This window comes from Paenibacillus sp. sptzw28 (assembly GCF_019550795.1).
Classification (GTDB): Bacteria; Bacillota; Bacilli; order Paenibacillales; family Paenibacillaceae; genus Paenibacillus_Z.
In genome coordinates this window covers 5,346,720-5,368,429 of the sequence record NZ_CP080545.1, presented here as the reverse complement: position 1 = coordinate 5,368,429, position 21,710 = coordinate 5,346,720, and the positions used below count along the sequence as shown (strand labels likewise).

Here is a 21,710-nt window from a genome sequence, read left to right as displayed (position 1 = left end):
CTTTATCGCAAAGGAGGACTAAAAAAATGAAAACGCTTAAAAAGGTTGTCCTAGCCATTGATTCCTTCCTTGAAACGGCGACCTTAATCGGACTGTTGGCGATGATTATCATCGTTACGGTGCAGGTTTTCACGCGGAAAGTATTCAGCTACGTCTTTCACGGGTCGGAGGAAATCACCATGCTGCTGATGGTATGGTTCTCGTTTCTTGGAATCGCATTCGGCTTCCGGGAGAAGCTGCATATGGGTATTGATACGTTCACCGCCAAGCTGCCGGGGCCGTTCAACCTTGTACTCGACAAAATCATTTATGCGGCCATCTTCGCATTCGGCGTCTACTTGATCTATTACGGCTGGAGCTTCACCAAAATCATGCACGAGTCGGAGCTGCCCGCTACAGGGCTGCCCAACAGTCTCCTTTATGCTGTCATGCCCATTACCGGCATATTGGTGTGCATCTACTCGTTTCTGCAGTTTGCCGGTATCGACACGCGCAGGCATAAAAGCATTGGAGGCCACGAGTAAATGGCGGATACGACAATTGCAATATGGATACTAGCCTGCAGCTTCATTCTCTTCGTGCTGCTTCGATTTCCGATATCGCTCGGATTAGCCGGATCTTCCATCCTTACCCTGCTGTATTTGAAGGTTCCGCTGGCAACGGTTGGCCAGACGATGGTCCAAGGGATGAACTCTTATTCGCTGCTGACGATTCCGTTCTTTATTCTGGCGGGACAGATTATGAGCGAGGGGAAGATGGCGCTTCGGCTCATCAACCTGGCTATGCTTATCGTCGGAGGCATCCGCGGCGGACTCGCTATGGTAAACTGTGTCGCGTGCATGTTTTTCGGCAATATTTCGGGTTCGGCCGTTGCCGATGTATCCTCCATCGGATCAATCATGATTCCGTCAATGAAGAAGAAAGGCTATGACACGGATTATTCCGTCGGCGTAACCGTATCAGCAGCGATTCAGGGAGTCGTCGTTCCGCCGAGCCATAACCTGGTCCTGTATTCGCTTGCGGCAGGCGGCGGGATTTCCATTACAAGCCTGTTTCTCGCCGGAATCGTTCCGGGTATCGTCTTGTGTTTGTCGCTGATGGCTACAAGCTATGTGTTTGCGGTGAAGCGCGGTTATGAGAAGGGGGAGCGGGTCAAGAGGAAGGAAGTTCCCCGTATTATTCTGGATGGCTTCCTGTCTATGCTGACAGCGGTCATTATTCTCGGAGGCATCTTCACGGGATGGTTCACTGCAACGGAGAGCGGAGCGATCGCTTGCTTGTACGCGTTCTTCCTGACATTCTTCGTATACCGGGATATTCCCGTCAGCCGAATGTGGGTAATTCTGAAACGTACATTCCGGACGGTTTCCATGGTCTTATTCCTGATCTCCGCTTCGGCGGCTTTCAGCTGGGTGCTGGCCTTCCTGCAGGTGCCGGGGATGATAACGGATTGGATGCTGGCCGTATCGGACAATCCAATCATCATTCTGCTCATTATTAATGTTCTGCTGCTGCTCTTGGGAGCGCCAATGGACATGGCGCCGCTTATTCTGATTATGACGCCTATCCTGCTGCCGGTTGTCACTTCCATCGGCATGGATCCCGTTCATTTCGGCATTATTCTTATGCTGAATCTTGGAATCGGCCTGCTGACTCCTCCGGTGGGAACCGTGCTGTTCGTCGGGGCGGCAATCGGGAACATTTCGATCTCCCAAGCGACCAGAGCGATGATGCCGTTCTTCTATGTGTTATGCGTCGTACTGCTTATTCTCACATATATTCCAGGCATTGTGATGTGGCTGCCGAACCTTATGGAATAAATCCGGCGCGTAGGGCCAAAGAAATTACAAATAAATATAAAATCAATCTATAGAAAATGTATGCGCTTTCGAATTACGATTAGTGTATCAGATTGGCCAGCTAAACAAAGGAGCGAACATGACGATGAGAAAGAACGTGAATTTCTTCTCCAGTATCCTGACTATGGTGTTAGTCGGAACTTTACTTGCCGGATGCGGAACGAATACGAAAGAAACCGGTACGGGGCCAGCTGCTTCGGATGACGCCAAGAATGCGAAAGGACCGAAATACACCTTCCGTCTGGCTGATACGCATCCGCCGGATTATCCGACTGTCATTGGCGATAAGAAGTTCGCGGAGCTTGTCAGCGAGAAGTCCGGCGGACGCATCAAGATCGAGGTGTTCCCATCCTCCCAGCTGGGTGAAGAGAAAGCGGTCATTGAACAGGTTCAGCTCGGCGCCATTGAGTTCACTAGGGTTAGTACCGGAGCGCTCGGCGGCTTCAATAAGCAGTATGAAGTGTTCAGTCTTCCGTATATCTTTGAGAGTGACGAGCACATGTGGAAATTCCTTAATGGAGAGGAAGGCAGTAAGCTGCTCGACAGCCTGGAATCATCCCGTATGAAGGGGCTGGCTTATTACAGCTCGGGAGCTAGAAGCTTCTATTCGACCAAGCCGCTTAAGAGCATCGAAGATATCAAAGGCCAGAAAATTCGCGTCATCCAAAACAAAGTGAATATCGACCTTATGGAAGCGCTCGGCGCCAGTGCCACTCCAATGCCTTACGGTGAAGTGTTCAGCGCCCTTCAGACCGGCATTATCGACGCGGCGGAGAATAACTATCCAAGCTATTTCTCATCCAACCACTTCCAGCAGGCCAAAAACCTGATTCTCGATCGGCACCAGCGTGTACCGGAAACACTGTTGATCAGCAAGATTACCTGGGATAAACTCTCTGAAGAAGACCGTACAATCATTCAGGAGGCGGCAGCCGAATCAGTCGCGACCCAGCGGGAAGCGTGGGACAAATTTGAGAAGGAATCCGAGGAGAAAATCAAAGCTGCCGGCGTAACCATTACGGAAGTGACGGATTTGGAACCGTGGCGGAATGCGGTGAAACCGGTTATCGACAAATACCGTGCCGAATACGGCGCCGTAATGGATGCAATCGAGAAAGCGAAGTAACCGGGAGGAGGCTGCAAGCGGCCTCCTTCTATTTTCCTTAACTGCCTTATTAGAGGAAAACAAAAGCACGCGGCGAAAATCATAGATAAAGTAGAGCAGCCGGAGGGAGCCGATTACGTGCATCGCAACAAAGCATTGAAGCTGTGGCAGATCATCCAGCGTCTGCTGTTTCTTCGGGACCGGCCGCTTTCCCTTAAGCTGCTTGTCTTCCTGGGAATTCTCGTTATCGTACCGCTTTCGATTGTCGGTATCATTTCCTACAGCAAATCATCGGCCGTTCTGCGGGAGGAAGCGAGTCAAAGCAGCTGGCAGATTATCGAACAGGTCAAGTCGCATATTGAATATTACATCAGGGATTTTGAAATCGACTCCATCAGGATGCTTAATCAACCCAATATGAAGAAGCTTCTGGTGATGAGGAATACGGAGGAAGTACAGCAGAGCGGAATCCGGCAGCCTATTATGCAGCTGTTCAAGGATACGGCGTATTCCCGGTCCGATCTGTCACGGATTACACTCATTCTGGACGGTATTATGATCTTTGATACGGCCGGAAGTGAGAGCGCTTTCCCGGCTGGTGAGCTGGAAAAGGAAAATTGGTACCGGGATGTTCCGATGAACGGGGACATCATGCTGCTCAGCCGTATGCTGGTACTGCAGCACCGGTCGGAGCCGGTCATCTCCATCATGAAGCGGGTCATCGACCCCCAGACGTTGGAACCGGCCGGAATGCTCATTATGGATGTAAATTTGAAACGAATCCAGGAAATTGCCGATAAAGTCACCGTCGGACGTTCCGGCTACATGGCTATTCTGGATGCGGAGGGCCGCTATGTCTTTCATCCTGATATCGCGATGCTCGGCCAGCCGGCTGAATTTCGCAACGCGGACTGGATGTTGAAGCAGGATAACGGCTACTTTCAGACCGGTGAAGAACCGTTCTACACCTTCAGTCGTTCCGCTTACTTGAACTGGCATCTGGTTACGATTATGCCCAGCGGGGAATTGAATGACGGAGTGGATTACATCGGCCGTACCATTCTGCTGACCGTTCTCGCTACACTGGCTGCCGCATATTTATTGGCTATCGGTTTTGCCGCCAGTATCGTCGGCCCCATCCGCAAGCTGCAGTTCTTCATGAAACGGGTAAAGGACGGGGATTTCTCAATGAGAGCGGCGGTCGATTCCAAGGATGAGATCGGATATTTGACGAATGATTTTAACCAAATGGTGGAGAAGCTTCAGATACTGATGGAAGAAATCTATTGGTCCAAGCTGAGAGAGTCGGATTTATCGCTGCGCCAGAAGGAAACCGAGCTGAAAGTACTGCAGTCGCAGGTTAACCCGCATTTTCTTTACAACTCGCTTGAAACGGTACGCGGTATGGCCTTGGAGCGGGAAATGGGGGACATCGCCACACTGGTTTCCTCGCTGGCAAGGCTGCTGAGATATAATTTGAACAATACCTCCCCGATCGTGACACTGCGCGAGGAGCTTACGATCTGTGAAATGTACCTGAAAATCCAAAAATTCCGATTCGAAGAAAAGCTTGACTACCGGATTGATGTACCCGAATGGGCGCTGGATAAAGGTATTGTCAAATTCTCGCTGCAGCCGATTGTGGAGAATTCCGTTATTCATGGGATGGAACTGGGCACAAATCGTGTGCTGATTCGGATATGCGCAGCGAAGGACGGAAACGGCGGTTACGAGGTATGTATAGAGGATACGGGAACAGGCATGTCTCCCGCGAGGCTTGCATTAATTCAACGCGATCTTCGGGAAAAGGACGTAATCGACGGAGGCGCTCATATCGGCATCATTAACGTCCACAGGCGAATCATGCATATATATGGCGAACGGTATGGTCTGAAAGTTGAAAGCAGGCAGGGAGCGGGTACCTCGGTTACCGTGCAGCTGCCGCTGCCCGAGGCTGAGGCTGTGCGGCGGAAGAAAGGGGGAGAAAGGGTTGTATAAGGTGCTGCTCATTGAAGATGAACGATGGGTGCGGGTAGTCGTTCGGGAGGTTCTCAGACAGACCGGCCTTCCGTTCGAAATCGTCCAGGAATGCACGAATGGACTGGAAGCGCTCGATTGGTTGAAGAAGCATGAAGCTCAGCTCATTCTGGCAGACGTTAAAATGCCGGTCATGGACGGAATCTCGTTTGTAGAGCAGCTGTGCCGTTTGGACGATAGACCTTCCGTCATATTTATCAGCGGACATGATGATTTTCAGGCTGCCCGGAAAGCGATGCGCTTCGGTGTGGTCGACTATCTGCTAAAGCCCGTCGAAGTCGAAGACATGACGGAATGTCTTGTAAGATGGATGGATAAATATATGAAAAGGACTGCGCCTACTGAAGCTTCCTTTAGCGCCGGCATCGATCAACCATCCACAATTGAACAGGTCATGCAGATCATCCATGAAAGCCGGGCGAGGGATATCAGCCTGACTGAGGTAGCAGCGAAGGTTCACATGAATCCCAGCTATCTCAGTCAGTATTTCAAACAGCAAACAGGCAGCAGATTCGTGGATTATGTCGTGGCGCTGCGGATGGAGGAGGCCAAAATGCTCGTCGTCCGCACCTCTCTGCGAATCTCCGAAATCGCCGAACGTCTAGGCTACAACGATATCGCCTACTTCAGCAACACGTTTAAGAAGATGACGGGGAAGACCCCGCTTGAATTCCGCAAAACGCAGGTATCCGATAAGTAAACGAGAGTCTAATGATTTATTTCCGTTTAACCTTTCAAGTCTATCTCCACGGATATTAAGCTTGCCGGCTTATTTTGATATAGGGCATGTTGATAGATGGCTTTCAATTCCTGCGTATAGAAATCAATGCCGGATAGCTCCCTATCAGTGTTCCTTAGGGAATCCCGCATTTTAGCATGCAGTTTCTTTTGTCCTTCAAGTGTCTCAAACCCGTACCATAACATCGTTTTAATTCCGCGATCGACAGCTTTTACAAACAAATCGAAATAACAGCGGCCGCTGGAGTTTTTATCGAAAATTGTGTAGGGGTCAATCAGAAGAAACGTTTCCGGCCCCATACTTTCCGATTCAAGCCACAAACGGTCTATCGAATCCCCTTGCACAATTTGAACCTGATGATCCAGGCTGGAATGTTTTGCATAATCTATAATGTGCTGCAGAGGCTCGGCCTCGATATCGCAAAATAAATTGAGCCGCGTTTTGGCAAAGTTGTCATCAGCCTCGGCTGACCCCCTGATTCATTACTTATTGCCTTGTGATGCAGCTTCCTGTGTCGCAAGGCTTTTTCCTATACTCATCTTTGCTTCAACCTCCCATTTTTTCAGCGCAAAAGATAGCGTATTATAGTAAACAAGACATATCATGGCTTCTTTTTTCAAGGAATACGTACATTAAAACGCAAAGGATAAGGATGCTTTTGTTAAAATCACAGCGACTCATCCAACTCATTATGGTGATTAACGCCAAAAAATCATTTACAGCTGGGGAGCTTGCCGATGAATTCGGTCTTTCTACCCGCACAATTACCCGCGATTTGCAGGAACTCAGCACACTCGGTATTCCAATTTACTCCGTTCAAGGGAGGGGAGGGGGCTACCGGCTACTGCGCGAGAGAATGCTTCCGCCTATTACGTTCTCGGAAAGCGAAGCGGTGGCGATGTTTTTCGCCTGCCAGTCCCTGCAGTATTACGGTTCGCTGCCATTTGACGAAGGAGCCGCCGCCGCGCTCCACAAGTTTTATCATTACCTGCCTGCCGACGTAAAAGAACAAATTGAACGATTAAGAAACAAAGTGGCGATCTGGAGTCCGCATCGGTCGATGTCTTCGGCTTGTCTAAGGACATTACTGCAGGCCGTCATGATTCGGAGTGCCGTGACGATCCGGTACAAATCAAGCCATATAGTATCGGATAGAGACATTCAGCCGATTGGGCTCTATGCAAGTCAGGGTTACTGGTATTGTCCGGCTTATTGCTTTCACCGCAAAGCATACCGATTATTCCGGGGGGATCGAATATCTTCCGCGAGCTTGAACCCGTCTATCGAATGTCTCGAAGAAGTCGACAAAAGATCCGTGAAGGATTGGAATGAACAAGAAATATTAAAAATGGATAAAACTGAGCTCATTTTTAATTTAACGCCTAATGGTGTACGAACGCTTGAATCGAGCTCGTTCGATGATTCCATCCAATGCAGGGAAGATGGCAGCGGTACGGTCCGTAAATGGGTCCCAAAAGAAGATCTATCATTCTTTGTGAATATAATTTGGGGTTTAGGGGAGGATGCAGAAATCGTGGAGCCGGCAGAAGCAGTCGATTTAATCAAACGGAAGATAGAGAAGATAAAAAATGTTTATCAGTGATTCAATAGGCTTGTTTTTGCAATAGTCTGAGGACGCCGTACCGGCAGCCCCGGACTATTTTTGTGAACCGGACATTACCAGTGTAATCATTTCATTTGATATATCCGGCAAACGGCCATAAATAGAAGAGAGATAATGTCCAGATTATTGTCTGCCACGCCGTCATCCGTTTAGAATCAGACTTGTCTTATCATGCCTATTCGCCAAAAAAGGAGGACAAGATCTTGATAGGGAAAAGTCGCGCAGGTAAAACAGGGGTGGCACTGCTGCTGGCCGCGCTGTTATCGGCCTCGCCGGTCAGCGGTGTATTACAAAATGAAAGGGCTTTCGCCGAAGGAGGGACTACTAATATTTATGAAGCGGAAGAGGCTGTGCTGAATGCGGCAGTCGTCGATAATCAGCATATTGGCTATACCGGAACAGGTTTTGTCGATTTTAAGCCAAATGCCTCTGGAGGGACGATTGAGTGGAGCGTTAATGCGGCTGCCGCCGGAGAGTACACGCTGGAGTTCCGTTTTGCCAACGGAGGCACGGAGAATCGCCCGTCGGCGATCCAAGTAAACGGGAACTCCGTGGGCGAGCTGGCATTTGAACCGACAGGAGAGTGGACCTCGTGGAAGACGGTCTCCATTAAAACAAACCTGCAGGCCGGTCAAAATGTGGTTAAAGCCACCGCTACGGGAGCAAGCGGAGGCGCGAATATTGACCATCTGCACGTTTACGATGCCAGCGTCACGCCGGAACCCGAGAATCCGGCGCCTGTGGAAGTGCAAGCTGTGGGCATGGAGGAGATCATGGACGGCCTGCTGCTGAAAAAATTAAAGCTCGCCGGGATTGTCGCTTCCGCGGACAGTCTTAAAGAGGACCGGCCGCTGACCCGCATCGAATTTTTTGCACGCATCAACAGGGTCATGGGGTTCAACGCTGAGGAAACCTTCAAGAACCTGGATTCGGGAGAAGAGGTGTGGGGCATATCCAAGGACACATGGTCCTCATATGTCCTTGAAGCCGCACAGAAGGCAGGGTATGCCGCAGCCCTCCCGGATGGCAGCGTGCGGCCGGATGACATTATAACCCGTCAAGAAGCCGCGATTATCCTCGCCTCCGTCTTGAAGCTGGGGGGCAAACGGAATAATTCCGACCGAATGGATGATGCTGAAGGGCTCCCGGAATCAAGCAAAGGGGCGATTGGTGCGGTAATTGCGGAAGGATTTATGACGGCAAAGGGCCGCAACTTCGGGATCAATGAGCCGTTGAATCTGAAGGAAGCGGATTTGATTATGTCCAGGATCGCATCAAGCGGTAAAGTGGAACCGGCTCAAGTAGAGATCGCCGGGGCTGAAGCGATTGCCCCGCACTTGGTGGCGGTCATACTGGGCGGCGAGTTTGACGCGTTCGATGTGAAAGCTTTGAAGCTGCAGGCGCCGGCGGAGAAGTGGGCAGGATTAAATCCTAAGCTGCAGAAGCTGAATCCTACCCGTGCTGCCGTAGGCAGGAACAAGTTCGGCGATACGGTCGTCGTCTATGAAATAAAGGAGACCCTGCAGGCTGGTATGCTGGTGAAGCCGGCAGAGAACCCGGTCTTCTCGGGAGATCTCGAAAAAGCGGTGCAGCAGGCGAAATACCTGATTTCTTGGCAGATGGACCACGGCGGGTGGACGAAAAGTATGGAGAAGCAGTACAGCCGTCTGTGGGACGGGGTGGAGAAGCGTTCCACCCAGTTCGGCCCAAGCGGAGAAGAGCTGGGCTCTATCGATAACAATGCGACGACGAATCAGCTGCGTTTTTTGTCGCAGGTATATCAGGCAACCGGGGATGAGACGATAAAGGCAAGTATTCAGAAAGGCATCGGTTTCCTGCTGATCATGCAGTATACGTCGGGAGGCTGGCCGCAGGTATATCCGAAGCGGGGCCTAGAAGGGGACTCCGTGTACTACTCAAACTATGTGACCTTTAATGATAACGCGATGATCAAAGTAATGGACTTGCTCGGTGAGATGGCGAATGGGACGTATCCGTTTGGCGGCGATTTGCTGAATGATGAACTTCGTTCCCGGATGCGGACCTCGATTGACAAGGGAATTGAATACATTCTGAAATCTCAAATCGAGGTTGACGGAAAGCTGGCAGCCTGGTGTGCGCAGCATGATCCGGTGACCTATGAAGCGATGAAGGCCCGTGCGTACGAGCACCCTTCCGTATCCGGCTCCGAGTCCATAGGAATTATCAAATTTCTTATGGCCCGGCCTCAGCAAACACCAGCAATACAACGGGCGGTCCGGGGAGCTTTGCAATGGTTTGACGACGTGAAGCTGGAAGGCATCCGCTATGTCAGTGCTGATCCGAACGGGCAATACTTTGTAGAGGACCCGGCTGCCGTAACGTGGTACCGTTTCTATGAGATCGGCACCAATCTGCCAATATTCTCGGGTCGTGACGGCGTTATCAAGCGGGATATCCGTGAGATTGAGCAAGAGCGCAGGGACGGGTATTCATGGGGCGGCAGCTATGCGAAAGCTCTGCTGGAAGCGGCGAAGACAACAGGATATTATGAGAACCGTCTGTATGTAGAAGCCGTCGCCGACGTGAAGGACGTATACGGACGTTCAATCTCGCTTCATCAGTTGGAACGGGTAGAGGATGAGACGAATATGCTGCAGGCTATTCCCAACAAACTGATTGTGGCTCAGGACGGCAGCGGCGATTATAAGACGGTATCGGAAGCGATAGCCGCCGTTCCGGCAAACAATACACAGCCGGTGGAAATATTCATCCGTAATGGGGTTTACAAGGAGGTCATTACAGTACCGGCCAACAAGCCGTTTATTTCCCTTGTCGGGGAGAGCGCGGAGCAGACTGTGCTTACGTATGACAACTATGCCGGGAAAGCGAAGCCTACAGGAGGAACCTACGGGACAACGGGCAGCTCCAGCATCTTCCTGTACGGGAGCGACTTCTCGGCCCGGAATCTGACGATGGAAAATTCCTTCGATGAGAAGAGTGTGGAGACATCCGGCAAACAAGCGGTAGCAGTCTATGCCCGCGGCGAGCGGATGGACTTCCGGAATGTGCGCTTTATCGGCAATCAGGATACCCTCTTTGCCCATTCGGGAAGTCAGTATTATTACCAGTGTTACATCGAGGGGGATGTCGATTTCATATTCGGCGGTGCCCGGGCAGTCTTCGAGGATAGCGAGATTCGTTCATTAGACCGGGGCTCATCCAGCAATAACGGGTACATTACGGCCGCAAGCACACAGATCACGCAGCCCTATGGCTTCTTGTTCATCAACAGCCGTCTTACCAGTGAAGCGGCGGAGGGCACCGTCTATTTGGGTAGACCGTGGCATCCTGGGGGCGATGTCAATGCCATTGCCAACGTGGTTTATAAAAATTGCGAAATGGGTGCCCATATTAAGGATATCGGCTGGACGGACATGTCGGGGTTTAAAGCTGCTGATGCAAGGTTCTTTGAATACGGGAACACAGGTCCCGGTGCGAAGCTGACGGATACGCGGCCTCAGCTCACGGAAGAGGGGGCGCAGCAATATACGGTGCAAAATGTACTAGGCTGGAATCCTGGCGTTAATTAACGAAAAAGAGGACGAACCTCTTTCCATAGGGAAAGAGATTCGTCCTCTTCATTTATTTAAAAGATGGATTCATATTATATGGAATGCAGCTGCATCATGTCCTCTGGTTCTTCCCGTTGTGGTTGGGCTGTTTTTCAAGCTGCTTTAGCAGTTGATTAATTTGATCCTGCATTTCGTCGATCTGATCCTGCATCTCCTGCTGCTGACGTTGTTGTTCCTGTTTCTCCAGCTGCGACTGAATTTGGTCTTGTCTATCTTGTTCAATTGCAAGAGCCTGCCCGAAAGCTGTAATTACATCCCCGGCCGTTACCAGAATTGTTCCAATGAATTGCAAGATATCCGGAAAGTTACTTCCGTTGTTATCTCCATTATCGCCCACAATACTGACTGCATCATTTTGTCTCTTTGCGCTATTTCCACTCTTACCGGTTTTGCTGCCCACAGCTATCCCTCATTTCGAAACAAAAGAAGCTATATTAGATTATTCATGAAAAGCATGTCAGGCTCCATCTATATAAGGCAGACCTCAATTTCACCCGGAAAACAATCGTATCATGGAGCCCGAGTGACGCTCATATAATACGATACATGCATACACCGTCGAATTTTGTCCACCTTCCACGATGAGGATGATACTTGCCAACCCGGTTTGCTCCGCAAACCCTGTTAATGCTTACGAAGCCGGTTTGCTCCGCAAACCCTGTTGATGCTTACGAAGCCGGTTTGCTCCGCAAACCCTGTTGATGCTTACGAAGCCGGTTTGCTCCGCAAACCCTTAGGAGGGAGGGAGATGCAATTCCGTTTTTCCGAGGAGCTGGAGATGACTCGGGCGTTGATCCGGGATTTTGCGGCGGAAGAAGTCGCATGGGAGGCCGGGGAGCGCGATGAAGAGGAACGGTTTGACCGTAGGCTGTTCGATTTAATGGGAGACTTGGGCCTCACGGGTATACCCTGGCCTGAACGCTATGGCGGATCGGGAAGCGATTGTTTGACTTATGCGGTCGTGATCGAAGAGCTTTCCCGGGTATGCGCCTCGACGGGAGCCGTCTTGGCTGCGCATACCGCTCTCTCGTCATGGCCAATCTACGCATTCGGCAGCGGGGAATTTAAGGAGAAATATTTGAAGGGACTGGCGAATGGAACGAAGCTGGGAGCGTCTTCGCTTGAGCCGGGCATCACCGGTTATGAGGACGGAGACGATTGTGTCCTGAACGGCTCGAACCGCTATGTTGCGAACGCAGGGGAAGCGGACACCTATGTCGTTATCGCACGGAATGCACCCGAACAAGGGCGGAGGAAGCGCGGATACAACGCTGTTATTGTTGAAAAAGGGGCGCCTGGTTTCAATGTCGGCGTCAGAGCGCGGAAGCTCGGGCTACGCTCGCTTGCAGTGAGTGAGATCACGTTCGAAAACTGCAGGGTACCTCTGGATAACAGGCTCGGCAAAGCCGGACAGGGACAGGAGATCGCCGGCTCGGTTATGGAGCTCGCTCGCATCAGCGCCGCCGCGCAGGCTGTCGGAATTGCGCAGGGTGCGCTGGATGCTGCTGCTAAATATGCCGGAGACCGTAAGCAGTTCGGGAAACCGATCGGCCGGCAGCAGGGTATTTCTTTCAAGCTGGCCGACATGGCAGCAAGACTGGAGGCCTCTCGCCTTCTTGCTTATCAAGCGGCATGGCGTCATTCTGCAGGCCTTCCCTGCCGTAAGGAGGCCGCTTTAGCCGGCAAATTTGCCGCAGACACGGCCGTCGCCGTCACGATCGAGGCGGTCCAGGTGTTTGGCGGCTACGGGTATATGCGGGAATATACGGTGGAGCGTTATATGCGCGATGCCAAATGTATAGAAATGGGTATAGGCTCCGGTAAGTTGAATAAGGATTCGCTTATACGAAGCATGATAGCTGACTAGGTGTCTGTCCGATGGTGCTTCTTTCATGGATATTCATGCAAAATATGGGGATGGATTACTGGGATGATGCCTGTGCATTGCATATTTGACGTGCGATATAACATCGGAAAGTCTCCAAGGCAAGAGCAGAATCGGAGGAGGTGCTCCGGTGCGTGAAACGGTCATCGTCGGCGGGGCCAGAACCGCGTTCGGCAGGTTCGGCGGTGCATTCAAGAATATTAAGGCTGTGGAGCTGGGGGCGGCCGCCCTTAAGGGAGCTATCCGCAAAGCCGGAGTGGATCCCGCTGCAATTGGCGGCTTCGTGATGGGCATGGTGCTCCAGGCGGGCGCCGGGCAGGCTCCGTCGCGGCAGGCGGCGAGGCTCGCCGGTCTGGATTGGAGCGTTCCGTCCGAGACGGTGAACAAGGTATGCGCTTCAGGGCTGCGCGCCATTACGCTGGCAGATCAAATGATCCGGTGCGGCGACGCGGATATCATTGCTGCGGGCGGAATGGAAAGCATGAGCAACGCGCCGTATGCCGTTCCGTCTGCCAGGTGGGGAATTCGAATGGGGAATTCCGGGCTTGTCGATCTGATGATTCATGACGGACTGCAGTGCGCATTCGCGGATGTTCATATGGCCGTTCACGGCAGCCGTGTCGCCGCCGAATATGGAATCGGCCGGGCTGAACAGGATGACTGGGCGCTTCGCAGCCATATGCGGGCGGTGTCCGCTATCCGGCAGGGGACATTCGCCGAAGAAATTGTACCCGTCTCGGCGAGCGCGGCTGTCGTTGTCGATACCGACGAAGGTCCCCGCGCCGATACGGACGCCGGGAAGCTTGCCCGGCTCAGCCCTGTCTTTGACAAGAGCGGGACCATCACCGCCGGCAACGCTCCGACAGTGAACGACGGAGCGGCGGCGTTAGTCTTGATGTCGAAGGAGCAAGCGCTCCGCAGCGGACTTAAACCGCTGGCAACGATTATCGGTCATGCGGAGGTCGGCGCGGAAGCGCCTTATATCGCGGTGACACCTGCACTTGCGATCCGCAAGCTTTTGATCAAGACCGGCCGCCCGCTTAAGGACATCGACTTGTTCGAGGTGAACGAGGCCTTCGCTGCGGTTATCCTGACATGCGGCAAAATGCTGGGATGGGATGAAGAGAAGGTGAACGTGAACGGCGGGGCGATTGCGCTCGGCCATCCGATCGGAGCAAGTGGAGCGAGGATCCTGCTGACTTTGATAGGCGGGCTGATGCGCCGGGGCGGCGGACTTGGCATAGCGGCGATCTGCAGCGGAGGCGCGCAGGGGGATGCCGTAATGATTCGGGTGGATGGATAAATCCGAGGTGGGAGAATAACGATGGATATCCGTACAATCACGGTGGCCGGCGCAGGACAGATGGGAAGCGGAATCGCTCAGACGGCTGCGGAAAGCGGCTTCGACGTCATGCTCTACGATCTTGACAGGCAGGCGGCCGGGCGCGGCATTGCGCGGATCGGCAAAGCGATCTCCCGGTCCGTGGACAAGGGACGTTTGACGGAAGAGAGGAAAGCGGACATTTTAAACAAAATCACCTTATCGTCCGACCTGGAGGATGCCCGCGGCGCGGATCTGGTTATTGAAGCGGCTCCTGAGAGAATGGACATCAAGAAATCGCTGTTCCGGGCATTGGACGGCATATGCAGACAGGATGCCATTCTCGCAACAAACACCTCTTCGCTGTCGATTACGGAAATCGCGTCAGTGACCGGGCGGCCGGAGCGGGTGATCGGGATGCACTTCATGAACCCGGTGCCGGTAATGCCGCTGGTCGAAATTATCCGGGGAATGGCTACCTCGGATGAGGTGTTCGGCAGCATTAGATCGCTTGCGCAAACACTCGGCAAAACACCGGTGGAAGTCCGTGATTTCCCTGGTTTCGTCTCCAACCGAGTTCTTATGCCGATGATTAATGAAGCGGTGTTCGCCGTTTATGAAGGCGTGGCTGCTCCTGAAGCGGTAGATCAAGTGATGAAGCTCGGCATGAATCATCCGATGGGGCCGCTCGAGCTGGCTGATTTCATCGGAATCGACACGTGTCTGGCGATTATGGAGACACTTTATGAAGGCTTCGGCGACTCCAAATACAGGCCTTGTCCGCTGCTGCGCAAATATGCCGCCGCAGGCTGGCTGGGCCGCAAGTCGGGACGCGGCTTCTACATTTACGAGTAAAGGCCAGCGCCGGAGACAAGTCGGAGGGGAGTTGTCGGCGGTGGAGCTGCGCTTTACGAAGGAACAGGAAGAGCTGCGGCAAGCGGTTCGCTATTTTGCGGAAACGGAGGTTGCGCCGGCTGCAACCATGATGGAACTGACCGATGAGTTTCCATATGAGCTGGTAAACAGAATGGCGCAGATCCGCTTGATGGGTATTCCTGTGGCGAAGCAGTGGGGCGGGGCCGGCTCGGACTTTATCTCTTATATTATTGCCGTAAACGAAATCTCCAAAATAAGCGCTGCAGCCGGAGTTATTCTGTCCGTCCATACCTCCGTCGGAACGCTTCCGATTCTCCACTTCGGCACCGAAGAGCAGAGAATGAAATATGTACCGAAGCTAGCCTCCGGGGAGTGGCTCGGCGCGTTTGCGTTAACGGAACCGGGCGCAGGATCGGATGCCGCTTCGATACGAACTTCTGCCGTGCCGGAGGGAGATCATTATGTGATTGACGGGACGAAGGTGTTCATTACCAATGCAGGGGCGGCGCATACCTACATCGCATTTGCCGCCACGGACCGGGGTCAGGGGCCGCGCGGCATTACCGCCTTTATTATTGACCGCGATACGCCCGGTTTTCGGATTGGAAGAAAGGAAAAGAAGATGGGCCTTCACGGCTCCAGCACATGCGAATTGATATTTGACCGGATGACTGTCCCCATAGCTCAGAGGCTTGGCGAAGAAGGGGGCGGATTCGCCATTGCCAAAGCTTCACTTGACGGCGGCAGGATCGGCATCGGGGCTCAGGCACTCGGGATCGCCGAAGCTGCGCTGCAGCTTGCGAAGAATGCCATGAAGCCGCTGAACGGATCGGCCCGGGTGGAGCCGGAGCATGCCAGGCTTGCCGATTTGGCCGCTCAGGTGGAAGCGGCGCGCCTGCTTGTTTACCGGGCCGCCTATATGCGTCAGGAAGGTATGCCCTGCACGGTGGAGGCTTCCACGGCAAAAATGTTCGCTTCCGATACGGCGGTTGCGGCAGCCGGCGAGGCGGTGCGTATGCTCGGAGCGCAAGGATGCACCAAAGAGCTCTCGGCAGAACGGTTATATCGCGATGCGAAGGTGACGCAAATTTATGAAGGCACGAACGAAATTCACCGGATTGTGATAGGGAACCGGCTGCTCAAATAATTCAATTCATCGATAAGGCGGTGGTGGTTATGGGAGCATCCCCGGGTGCGCGCCTGCGCGACGCGCTTCAACTTGAAAAGCCGCTGCAGGTGGCCGGCGCGATAAACGCCTATTCGGCCATTATGGCCGAGCAGGTCGGATTTCGCGCTTTATATCTATCCGGAGCAGGCGTAGCCAACGCTTCCTTCGGACTTCCCGATCTCGGGATAACGACTATGAACGATGTGCTCGAGGACGTCCGCCGGATTACAAGCGTGACGGAACTGCCGCTGCTTGTCGATGCCGATACCGGCTTCGGAGGCGCATTTCAAATCGCCCGCTGCGTCCGGGAGATGAGCCGGGCGAGGGCGGCCGGCGTCCATATAGAGGACCAGGCGGCGGCCAAGCGATGCGGACACAGACCGAACAAGGCGATCGTCGGCAGCGAAGAGATGGTAGACCGCATTAAGGCTGCTGCGGATGCGCGAACCGATCCGGGCTTTGTCATTATGGCTCGCACCGATGCGCTCGCTGCGGAGGGCTTGGACTCGGCTATTGAAAGGGCTTGCGCCTACGTCGAGGCGGGCGCCGATATGATATTCCCGGAAGCGGTGGCGGAGCTCGAACATTACAGGAGGTTTGCCGAAGCGGTGAAGGTGCCGATTCTCGCGAATATAACGGAATTCGGAAAGACGCCGCTGTTCACGGTGGAGGAGCTGGCGAATGCGGGCGTCGCCCTCGCGCTGTATCCGTTATCGGCGTTCCGCGCCATGTCCGCGGCCGCCCTGCAGGTTTACCGGACGCTTCGCTGCGAAGGAACGCAGAAAAACGCCGTCGAGCTGATGCAGACCCGCTCGGAGCTGTATGATTTTCTGCATTATCACGACTATGAGAAGAAGCTGGATCAGCTGTTCGGCGAGGAAGACAGGGCTCGGAACGGGACGGAAACGGACACGAGCAAGGATAGCCGTTAAGGCTGCGGATTACGGCAAAGGGTTCGGATAAGGGAGGGGAGATTCCTATGGCGGTTAAAAGAAACGGCGGATTGGCCGAGGTCATTGCCGGAGAGACGGAGATCTCGACAGTAGGCAAGGAAGGGAAAGGCTTAACCTATCGCGGGTATTCCATTCACGATCTGGCCGATCATGCAACCTTCGAGGAAACCGCGTATTTGCTGCTTCGCGGTGAACTGCCGAATCAAACGGAGCTTGCGGAATATAAGCGGAAGCTTGCGGGGCTGAGGGGGCTGCCGGCTGAATTGCGCGCGATTCTGGAGAAGCTTCCAGGCAGCAGCACGCATCCGATGGACGTTCTTCGAACCGGGTGCTCCGCTCTTGCCGCCTTCGAACCGGAGGGAGCCGGGCGAAGCCTGCTCGACATCGCAGACAGGCTTCTTGCCTGCAGCGCATCGATGCTGCTGTATTGGCATCATTACCATACATCCGGAACAGTCATCGAAACCGAGTCGGGGAATGAAAGCGTGGCAGGGCATTTTCTCCGCCTGCTGCATGGAAGGCCTTCAAGCGGGCTTCATGAGAGGGCGATGGACGTCTCGCTGATTTTGTATGCGGAGCATGAGTTCAATGCATCAACCTTTGCGGCCCGGGTCACCGCTTCGACCTTGTCCGATTTCTATTCGGCGGTCACGACCGGGATCGGCACACTGCGCGGACATCTGCACGGCGGAGCGAATGAAGCGGCTATGGAGCTGATCGAAGGCTTCGGGAATCCGGATGAAGCGGAGAACGGGATTCTGCAAATGCTGGCGCAGCGAAGACTGATCATGGGCTTCGGCCACCGCGTATATACAGTGTCCGATCCCAGGTCCGACATTATTAAGAGATGGTCGGCGGCACTCTCCGATGCAGCAGGGGACCGCAAGCTGTTTGATATCTCGGAACGGATCGAACAGGTGATGCTGCGGGAGAAAAAGCTGTTTGCCAATCTGGACTTCTACAGCGCGTCGGCTTACCGGCTGATGGGGATTCCGACCTTGCTGTTTACGCCGGTGTTTGTAATATCCCGCATAAGCGGGTGGTCCGCCCATGTCATTGAGCAGCGAGCGAGCAACCGGTTAATCCGCCCGGGCGCCGATTATACCGGTCCCGAACCGAAGCAGTGGCTGCCGGTCGACAAACGTACCTGAAGGAAGGAGGCGGAAGCTTATGTCCACGAGTATGAGCAACGCTAGGCCGGAGCCGGATCAAGTGCTGACAGGCATCGCCGACTACGCAGCCGATTATGAGATCGACAGCCCGGAGGCTTATAATACGGCGCGGCTTTGCCTGATGGATACGCTTGGCTGCGGCCTGCTTGCGCTTCGGTATCCTGAATGTGCCAAGCTTCTCGGACCGATCGTTCCCGGCACCGTTGTACCCGGCGGCGCGCGCGTTCCCGGGACCCAGTTTCAGCTGGATCCGGTCGCCGCCGCCTTCAATATCGGCTGCATGATACGCTGGCTCGATTACAACGATACATGGCTTGCCGCCGAGTGGGGCCATCCCTCCGACAATTTGGGCGGCATTCTTGCCGCCGCCGATTATGCGAGCCGGATCAGGGCAGCCGAAGGGAGGCAGCCCTTCATGATGCGCGACGTGCTTACCGCGATGATCAAGGCCCATGAAATCCAGGGAATCCTCGCGCTTGAGAACAGCTTTAACCGGGTAGGGCTCGATCACGTCGTCCTCGTAAAAGTCGCTTCGACGGCTGTCGTTACCCGCATTCTGGGCGGTACGAAGAACGAAATCATCGATGCCGTTTCGAACGCCTGGATCGACGGCCATCCGCTTCGCACCTACCGGCATTCCCCCAACACGGGCCCGCGCAAATCATGGGCGGCAGGCGATGCGACGAGCCGGGCCGTGCGGCTGGCATTGATGACGCTTAGAGGGGAGATGGGATACCCTTCCGCACTGACTGCGGCGGAATGGGGCTTCTATGATGTGTTATTCAAAGGCAAACCCTTTAGCCTCACGCGCCAATACGGAACCTACGTCATGGAAAATGTACTGTTCAAAATCTCATTCCCGGCTGAATTTCATGCACAAACGGCGGTCGAATGCGCAATACGGCTTCACCCGACGGTCAAAGACCGGCTGGATGAGATCGACAAAATCGCGATCACGACCCATGAGTCGGCCCTGCGCATAATCGATAAGACAGGGCCGCTCCATAATCCGGCTGACCGCGATCACTGCCTGCAGTACATGGTGGCCGTTGCTCTGCTCTTCGGTACGCTTACCGCAGACCATTACGAAGAGGCCGCCGCGCAGGACCCTCGTATCGACCGGTTGAGACAGAAGATGACTGCTTCTGAGGACAAACGATATTCGCAGGATTACCTCGATGCTGACAAACGCTCGATCGCGAGCGCCGTCCAATTGTTTTTCGCGGACGGAACCGCGTCGGAGAAGGTTGAGCTCGAGTATCCGCTCGGGCATCGCCGCAGACGCGCCGAGGCGATTCCGATTCTGGAGCGGAAGTTCGAATCTAATCTGGCAAGCCGTCTTCCCGGCAAGCAGGTGAACACAATAATGAAACTGTGCGCCGAACAGGAGAAGCTGGAGCGGACGCCGGTGCATGAATTCGTAAACCTGTTTGTCATTTAAGCCCCCTTAAGAGGCAGCAGAATTTTCAGTACGGAACCGCTTCGCGAATCGTATGAGGGAGATAATTCCAGTGTCCCACCCAGATGGTTGATCCTCTCCCGCATCGCTGAGAGTCCGAAACCACTCGGGACCGCAGCGTATGGAATTCTGTCGTTATGCAGAATAAATTTAAGATAATCTTCTTCCAGGTATAAGGCGAATTCGAAATGTCTGCACCCGCCATGCTTGATTCCGTTAGTCAGCCCCTCCTGCAGGGCATGGTAAATCAGCTTCTTCTGCATCGAATCATTGAATAAGCAGCAATTTCTGAATCCACAGCTGGGCCATAATATCGTTTCCGAGCAGTACCCACTTCATTTTTCCGTAGCTGTCCCGCGAGCAGGTTCAGGATGGAGATGGATAGGGCAGTAAGAATCAAGATGAGCAATCCTTGATAGGTTTTCCCGGTCAACCACAGGTATGTACGTTGATCGAACAGCGCAGCGGCCGCGCAGACCAACAAATGGACGGTCATGAACTGCCTCAATCTTCGGTGCAGCGACAGGTAGCCTTTCCCGAAAATCTGCTCCAGGAACGCAATGTGGGCAAGCATGGTGAACGGCAATGCGAGAGGATCTCATCCTTCTCAATATATGGAATAGTACCTATTATAAAACAATTCCTGAGCGGTTGAATATGCATATCCAAAAAATGACCGATATCATAATAAACGTCATCGTGACTGTCCCCCTGCTTGGTTCATCACTCCGGTCACAATTCAGTCGGAGGATCGTCAAAGCAAAAATTTCCACGGAATACGATGAAGACTTTGTTTAATGGGTAATATATACAGAGTCACAGTACGCCAAGAAATGAGGGAAGCCAAGGTCATGAAATTAACATCGGAGCAGCGTGTCACACTGCATGGATTTAACAATCTGACGAAAACCTTAAGCTTCAATATGTACGACATCTGCTACACCAAGACCAAAGAAGAACGCGAAGCCTACCTCGAGTATATTGATGAGCAGTATAATTCCGACCGGTTAAAAAGAATTCTCCAGGCGGTAACCGATATTATCGGCGCGCATGTGCTTAATATTGCCCAGCAGGATTATGTCCCGCAGGGTGCAAGCGTAACCTTCCTGGTCTCCGAGGGTCCTATTGTCGAAGTCCCCACCGAATCTTACGATGAATCGCCGGGGCCGCTTCCGGAATCGGTTGTCATGCAGCTGGATAAAAGCCATATTACCGTTCATACCTATCCGGAGTATCATCCAGACGAAGGAATCAGCACATTCAGAGCGGATATCGACGTATCCACTTGCGGTGAAATCTCACCGCTCAAAGCGCTCAATTATCTGATTCATTCTTTCGATACGGACATCATGACGCTCGATTACCGGGTTCGCGGGTTCACAAGAGATATTAACGGACACAAGCTGTTTATCGATCACGACATCACCTCGATACAGAATTACATTCCGGACAAAGTGAAAGAGATGTATGACATGATCGACGTCAATGTGTACCAGGAAAATATTTTTCATACAAAATGCAAGCTCAGGCAGTTCGACTTAAACAATTATTTGTTCGGTTATACGAAGGATAAGCTGGGACCGGGGGAAGAGAAGAAAATCACGGAACGGCTCACAACCGAAATGGACGAGATTTTTTACGGGAAAAATACAAGCCGCGGATCCATAAACACGGATTGACGGTTATATGGGACAATATTGCTTCCGCGCGCAGGCTTTGCGCAGCGATCTCCCCGGGATACATTCCCGGGGCTTTTTTATGCTTCAAAAAGTGTGACAATAAATTGAATAATACGTCATATTTAAGTTTTTAATGTGTATTATATTATTTTTATGATGTACATAATATCGAATTTAGTATACACTTTAAATTAAATGGAACACATCATTCATAGAGGG

General features: G+C 52.9%; 19 protein-coding genes. 15 read left to right on the top strand and 4 right to left on the bottom strand.

What is annotated here, in order from left to right:
* Window positions 1-26 precede the first annotated feature (26 nt).
* The 5 genes from KZ483_RS24925 to KZ483_RS24905 all read left to right on the top strand — a co-directional run bounded on the left by KZ483_RS24925 (window position 27) and on the right by KZ483_RS24905 (window position 5,701).
* Entirely contained in the window at window positions 27-524 is a 498-nt protein-coding gene (locus KZ483_RS24925) for a TRAP transporter small permease (protein WP_220350244.1), read from the top strand.
* The gene (locus KZ483_RS24920; protein WP_220350243.1) at window positions 525-1,820 is read left to right on the top strand and encodes a TRAP transporter large permease; all 1,296 of its coding nucleotides are present in this window, start codon (window positions 525-527) and stop codon (window positions 1,818-1,820) included. It begins immediately after the preceding gene.
* Between the two features lie 124 nt (window positions 1,821-1,944).
* Window positions 1,945-2,985 carry a TRAP transporter substrate-binding protein gene (locus KZ483_RS24915; protein WP_258881408.1) on the top strand — a complete coding sequence of 347 codons (1,041 nt, stop codon included), beginning with the start codon at window positions 1,945-1,947 and terminating at the stop codon, window positions 2,983-2,985.
* 117 nt (window positions 2,986-3,102) lie between these two features.
* Window positions 3,103-4,962, top strand: coding sequence for a sensor histidine kinase (locus KZ483_RS24910; protein ID WP_220350241.1), 1,860 nt, complete (start codon window positions 3,103-3,105; stop codon window positions 4,960-4,962).
* Between the two features lies 1 nt (window position 4,963).
* Window positions 4,964-5,701 carry a response regulator transcription factor gene (locus KZ483_RS24905; RefSeq protein WP_258881780.1) on the top strand — a complete coding sequence of 246 codons (738 nt, stop codon included), beginning with the start codon at window positions 4,964-4,966 and terminating at the stop codon, window positions 5,699-5,701.
* Between the two features lie 26 nt (window positions 5,702-5,727).
* Here KZ483_RS24905 and KZ483_RS24900 read toward each other — a convergent pair whose 3' ends face one another.
* Entirely contained in the window at window positions 5,728-6,039 is a 312-nt protein-coding gene (locus KZ483_RS24900; protein WP_220350239.1) for a hypothetical protein, read from the bottom strand.
* Between the two features lie 183 nt (window positions 6,040-6,222).
* Window positions 6,223-6,360, bottom strand: a complete 138-nt coding sequence (locus tag KZ483_RS24895) for a hypothetical protein (RefSeq protein ID WP_220350238.1) — start codon at window positions 6,358-6,360, stop codon at window positions 6,223-6,225.
* Window positions 6,361-6,398: 38 nt separating this feature from the next.
* Here KZ483_RS24895 and KZ483_RS24890 point away from each other — a divergent pair, with 38 nt between their 5' ends.
* Together KZ483_RS24890 and pelA are read left to right on the top strand one after the other, a co-directional pair.
* Window positions 6,399-7,343 carry a helix-turn-helix transcriptional regulator gene (locus tag KZ483_RS24890; RefSeq protein WP_220350237.1) on the top strand — a complete coding sequence of 315 codons (945 nt, stop codon included), beginning with the start codon at window positions 6,399-6,401 and terminating at the stop codon, window positions 7,341-7,343.
* A 224-nt stretch (window positions 7,344-7,567) separates the two neighbouring features.
* The gene (pelA, locus tag KZ483_RS28750; protein ID WP_258881407.1) at window positions 7,568-10,936 is read left to right on the top strand and encodes a pectate lyase; all 3,369 of its coding nucleotides are present in this window, start codon (window positions 7,568-7,570) and stop codon (window positions 10,934-10,936) included.
* Window positions 10,937-11,030: 94 nt separating this feature from the next.
* On the opposite strand, the gene KZ483_RS24865 is transcribed toward pelA, so the two are convergent.
* The gene (locus KZ483_RS24865; protein WP_220350236.1) at window positions 11,031-11,378 is read right to left on the bottom strand and encodes a hypothetical protein; all 348 of its coding nucleotides are present in this window, start codon (window positions 11,376-11,378) and stop codon (window positions 11,031-11,033) included.
* 348 nt (window positions 11,379-11,726) lie between these two features.
* Here KZ483_RS24865 and KZ483_RS24860 point away from each other — a divergent pair, with 348 nt between their 5' ends.
* The 7 genes from KZ483_RS24860 (at window position 11,727) to KZ483_RS24830 (ending at window position 19,794) form a co-directional block, all read left to right on the top strand.
* The gene (locus KZ483_RS24860; protein WP_220350235.1) at window positions 11,727-12,845 is read left to right on the top strand and encodes an acyl-CoA dehydrogenase family protein; all 1,119 of its coding nucleotides are present in this window, start codon (window positions 11,727-11,729) and stop codon (window positions 12,843-12,845) included.
* A gap of 148 nt (window positions 12,846-12,993) precedes the next feature.
* Complete coding sequence (locus KZ483_RS24855) at window positions 12,994-14,166, top strand: acetyl-CoA C-acetyltransferase (protein ID WP_220350234.1); 1,173 nt, start codon at window positions 12,994-12,996, stop codon at window positions 14,164-14,166.
* Between the two features lie 21 nt (window positions 14,167-14,187).
* A complete protein-coding gene (locus KZ483_RS24850) occupies window positions 14,188-15,039 on the top strand; it encodes a 3-hydroxybutyryl-CoA dehydrogenase (RefSeq protein WP_220350233.1) in 852 nt (283 codons plus the stop codon).
* A 40-nt stretch (window positions 15,040-15,079) separates the two neighbouring features.
* Window positions 15,080-16,207 carry an acyl-CoA dehydrogenase family protein gene (locus KZ483_RS24845; protein ID WP_220353662.1) on the top strand — a complete coding sequence of 376 codons (1,128 nt, stop codon included), beginning with the start codon at window positions 15,080-15,082 and terminating at the stop codon, window positions 16,205-16,207.
* Window positions 16,208-16,236: 29 nt separating this feature from the next.
* Window positions 16,237-17,160, top strand: coding sequence for a methylisocitrate lyase (gene prpB, locus KZ483_RS24840; RefSeq protein ID WP_220350232.1), 924 nt, complete (start codon window positions 16,237-16,239; stop codon window positions 17,158-17,160).
* 47 nt (window positions 17,161-17,207) lie between these two features.
* A complete protein-coding gene (gene prpC, locus KZ483_RS24835; RefSeq protein ID WP_220350231.1) occupies window positions 17,208-18,332 on the top strand; it encodes a bifunctional 2-methylcitrate synthase/citrate synthase in 1,125 nt (374 codons plus the stop codon).
* 19 nt (window positions 18,333-18,351) lie between these two features.
* Entirely contained in the window at window positions 18,352-19,794 is a 1,443-nt protein-coding gene (locus KZ483_RS24830; RefSeq protein ID WP_220350230.1) for a bifunctional 2-methylcitrate dehydratase/aconitate hydratase, read from the top strand.
* Here the strand turns inward: KZ483_RS24830 and KZ483_RS24825 are convergent.
* The gene (locus KZ483_RS24825; RefSeq protein ID WP_220350229.1) at window positions 19,791-20,075 is read right to left on the bottom strand and encodes a sensor histidine kinase; all 285 of its coding nucleotides are present in this window, start codon (window positions 20,073-20,075) and stop codon (window positions 19,791-19,793) included. The two genes, KZ483_RS24830 and KZ483_RS24825, sit on opposite strands and share 4 nt — an antisense overlap.
* Before the next feature lie 588 nt (window positions 20,076-20,663).
* Between KZ483_RS24825 and speD the strand changes: the two genes are divergently transcribed.
* On the top strand, window positions 20,664-21,491 hold the full coding sequence (speD, locus tag KZ483_RS24820; protein ID WP_220350228.1) for an adenosylmethionine decarboxylase: 828 nt from the start codon (window positions 20,664-20,666) through the stop codon (window positions 21,489-21,491).
* The last annotated feature ends 219 nt before the right edge of the window (window positions 21,492-21,710 follow it).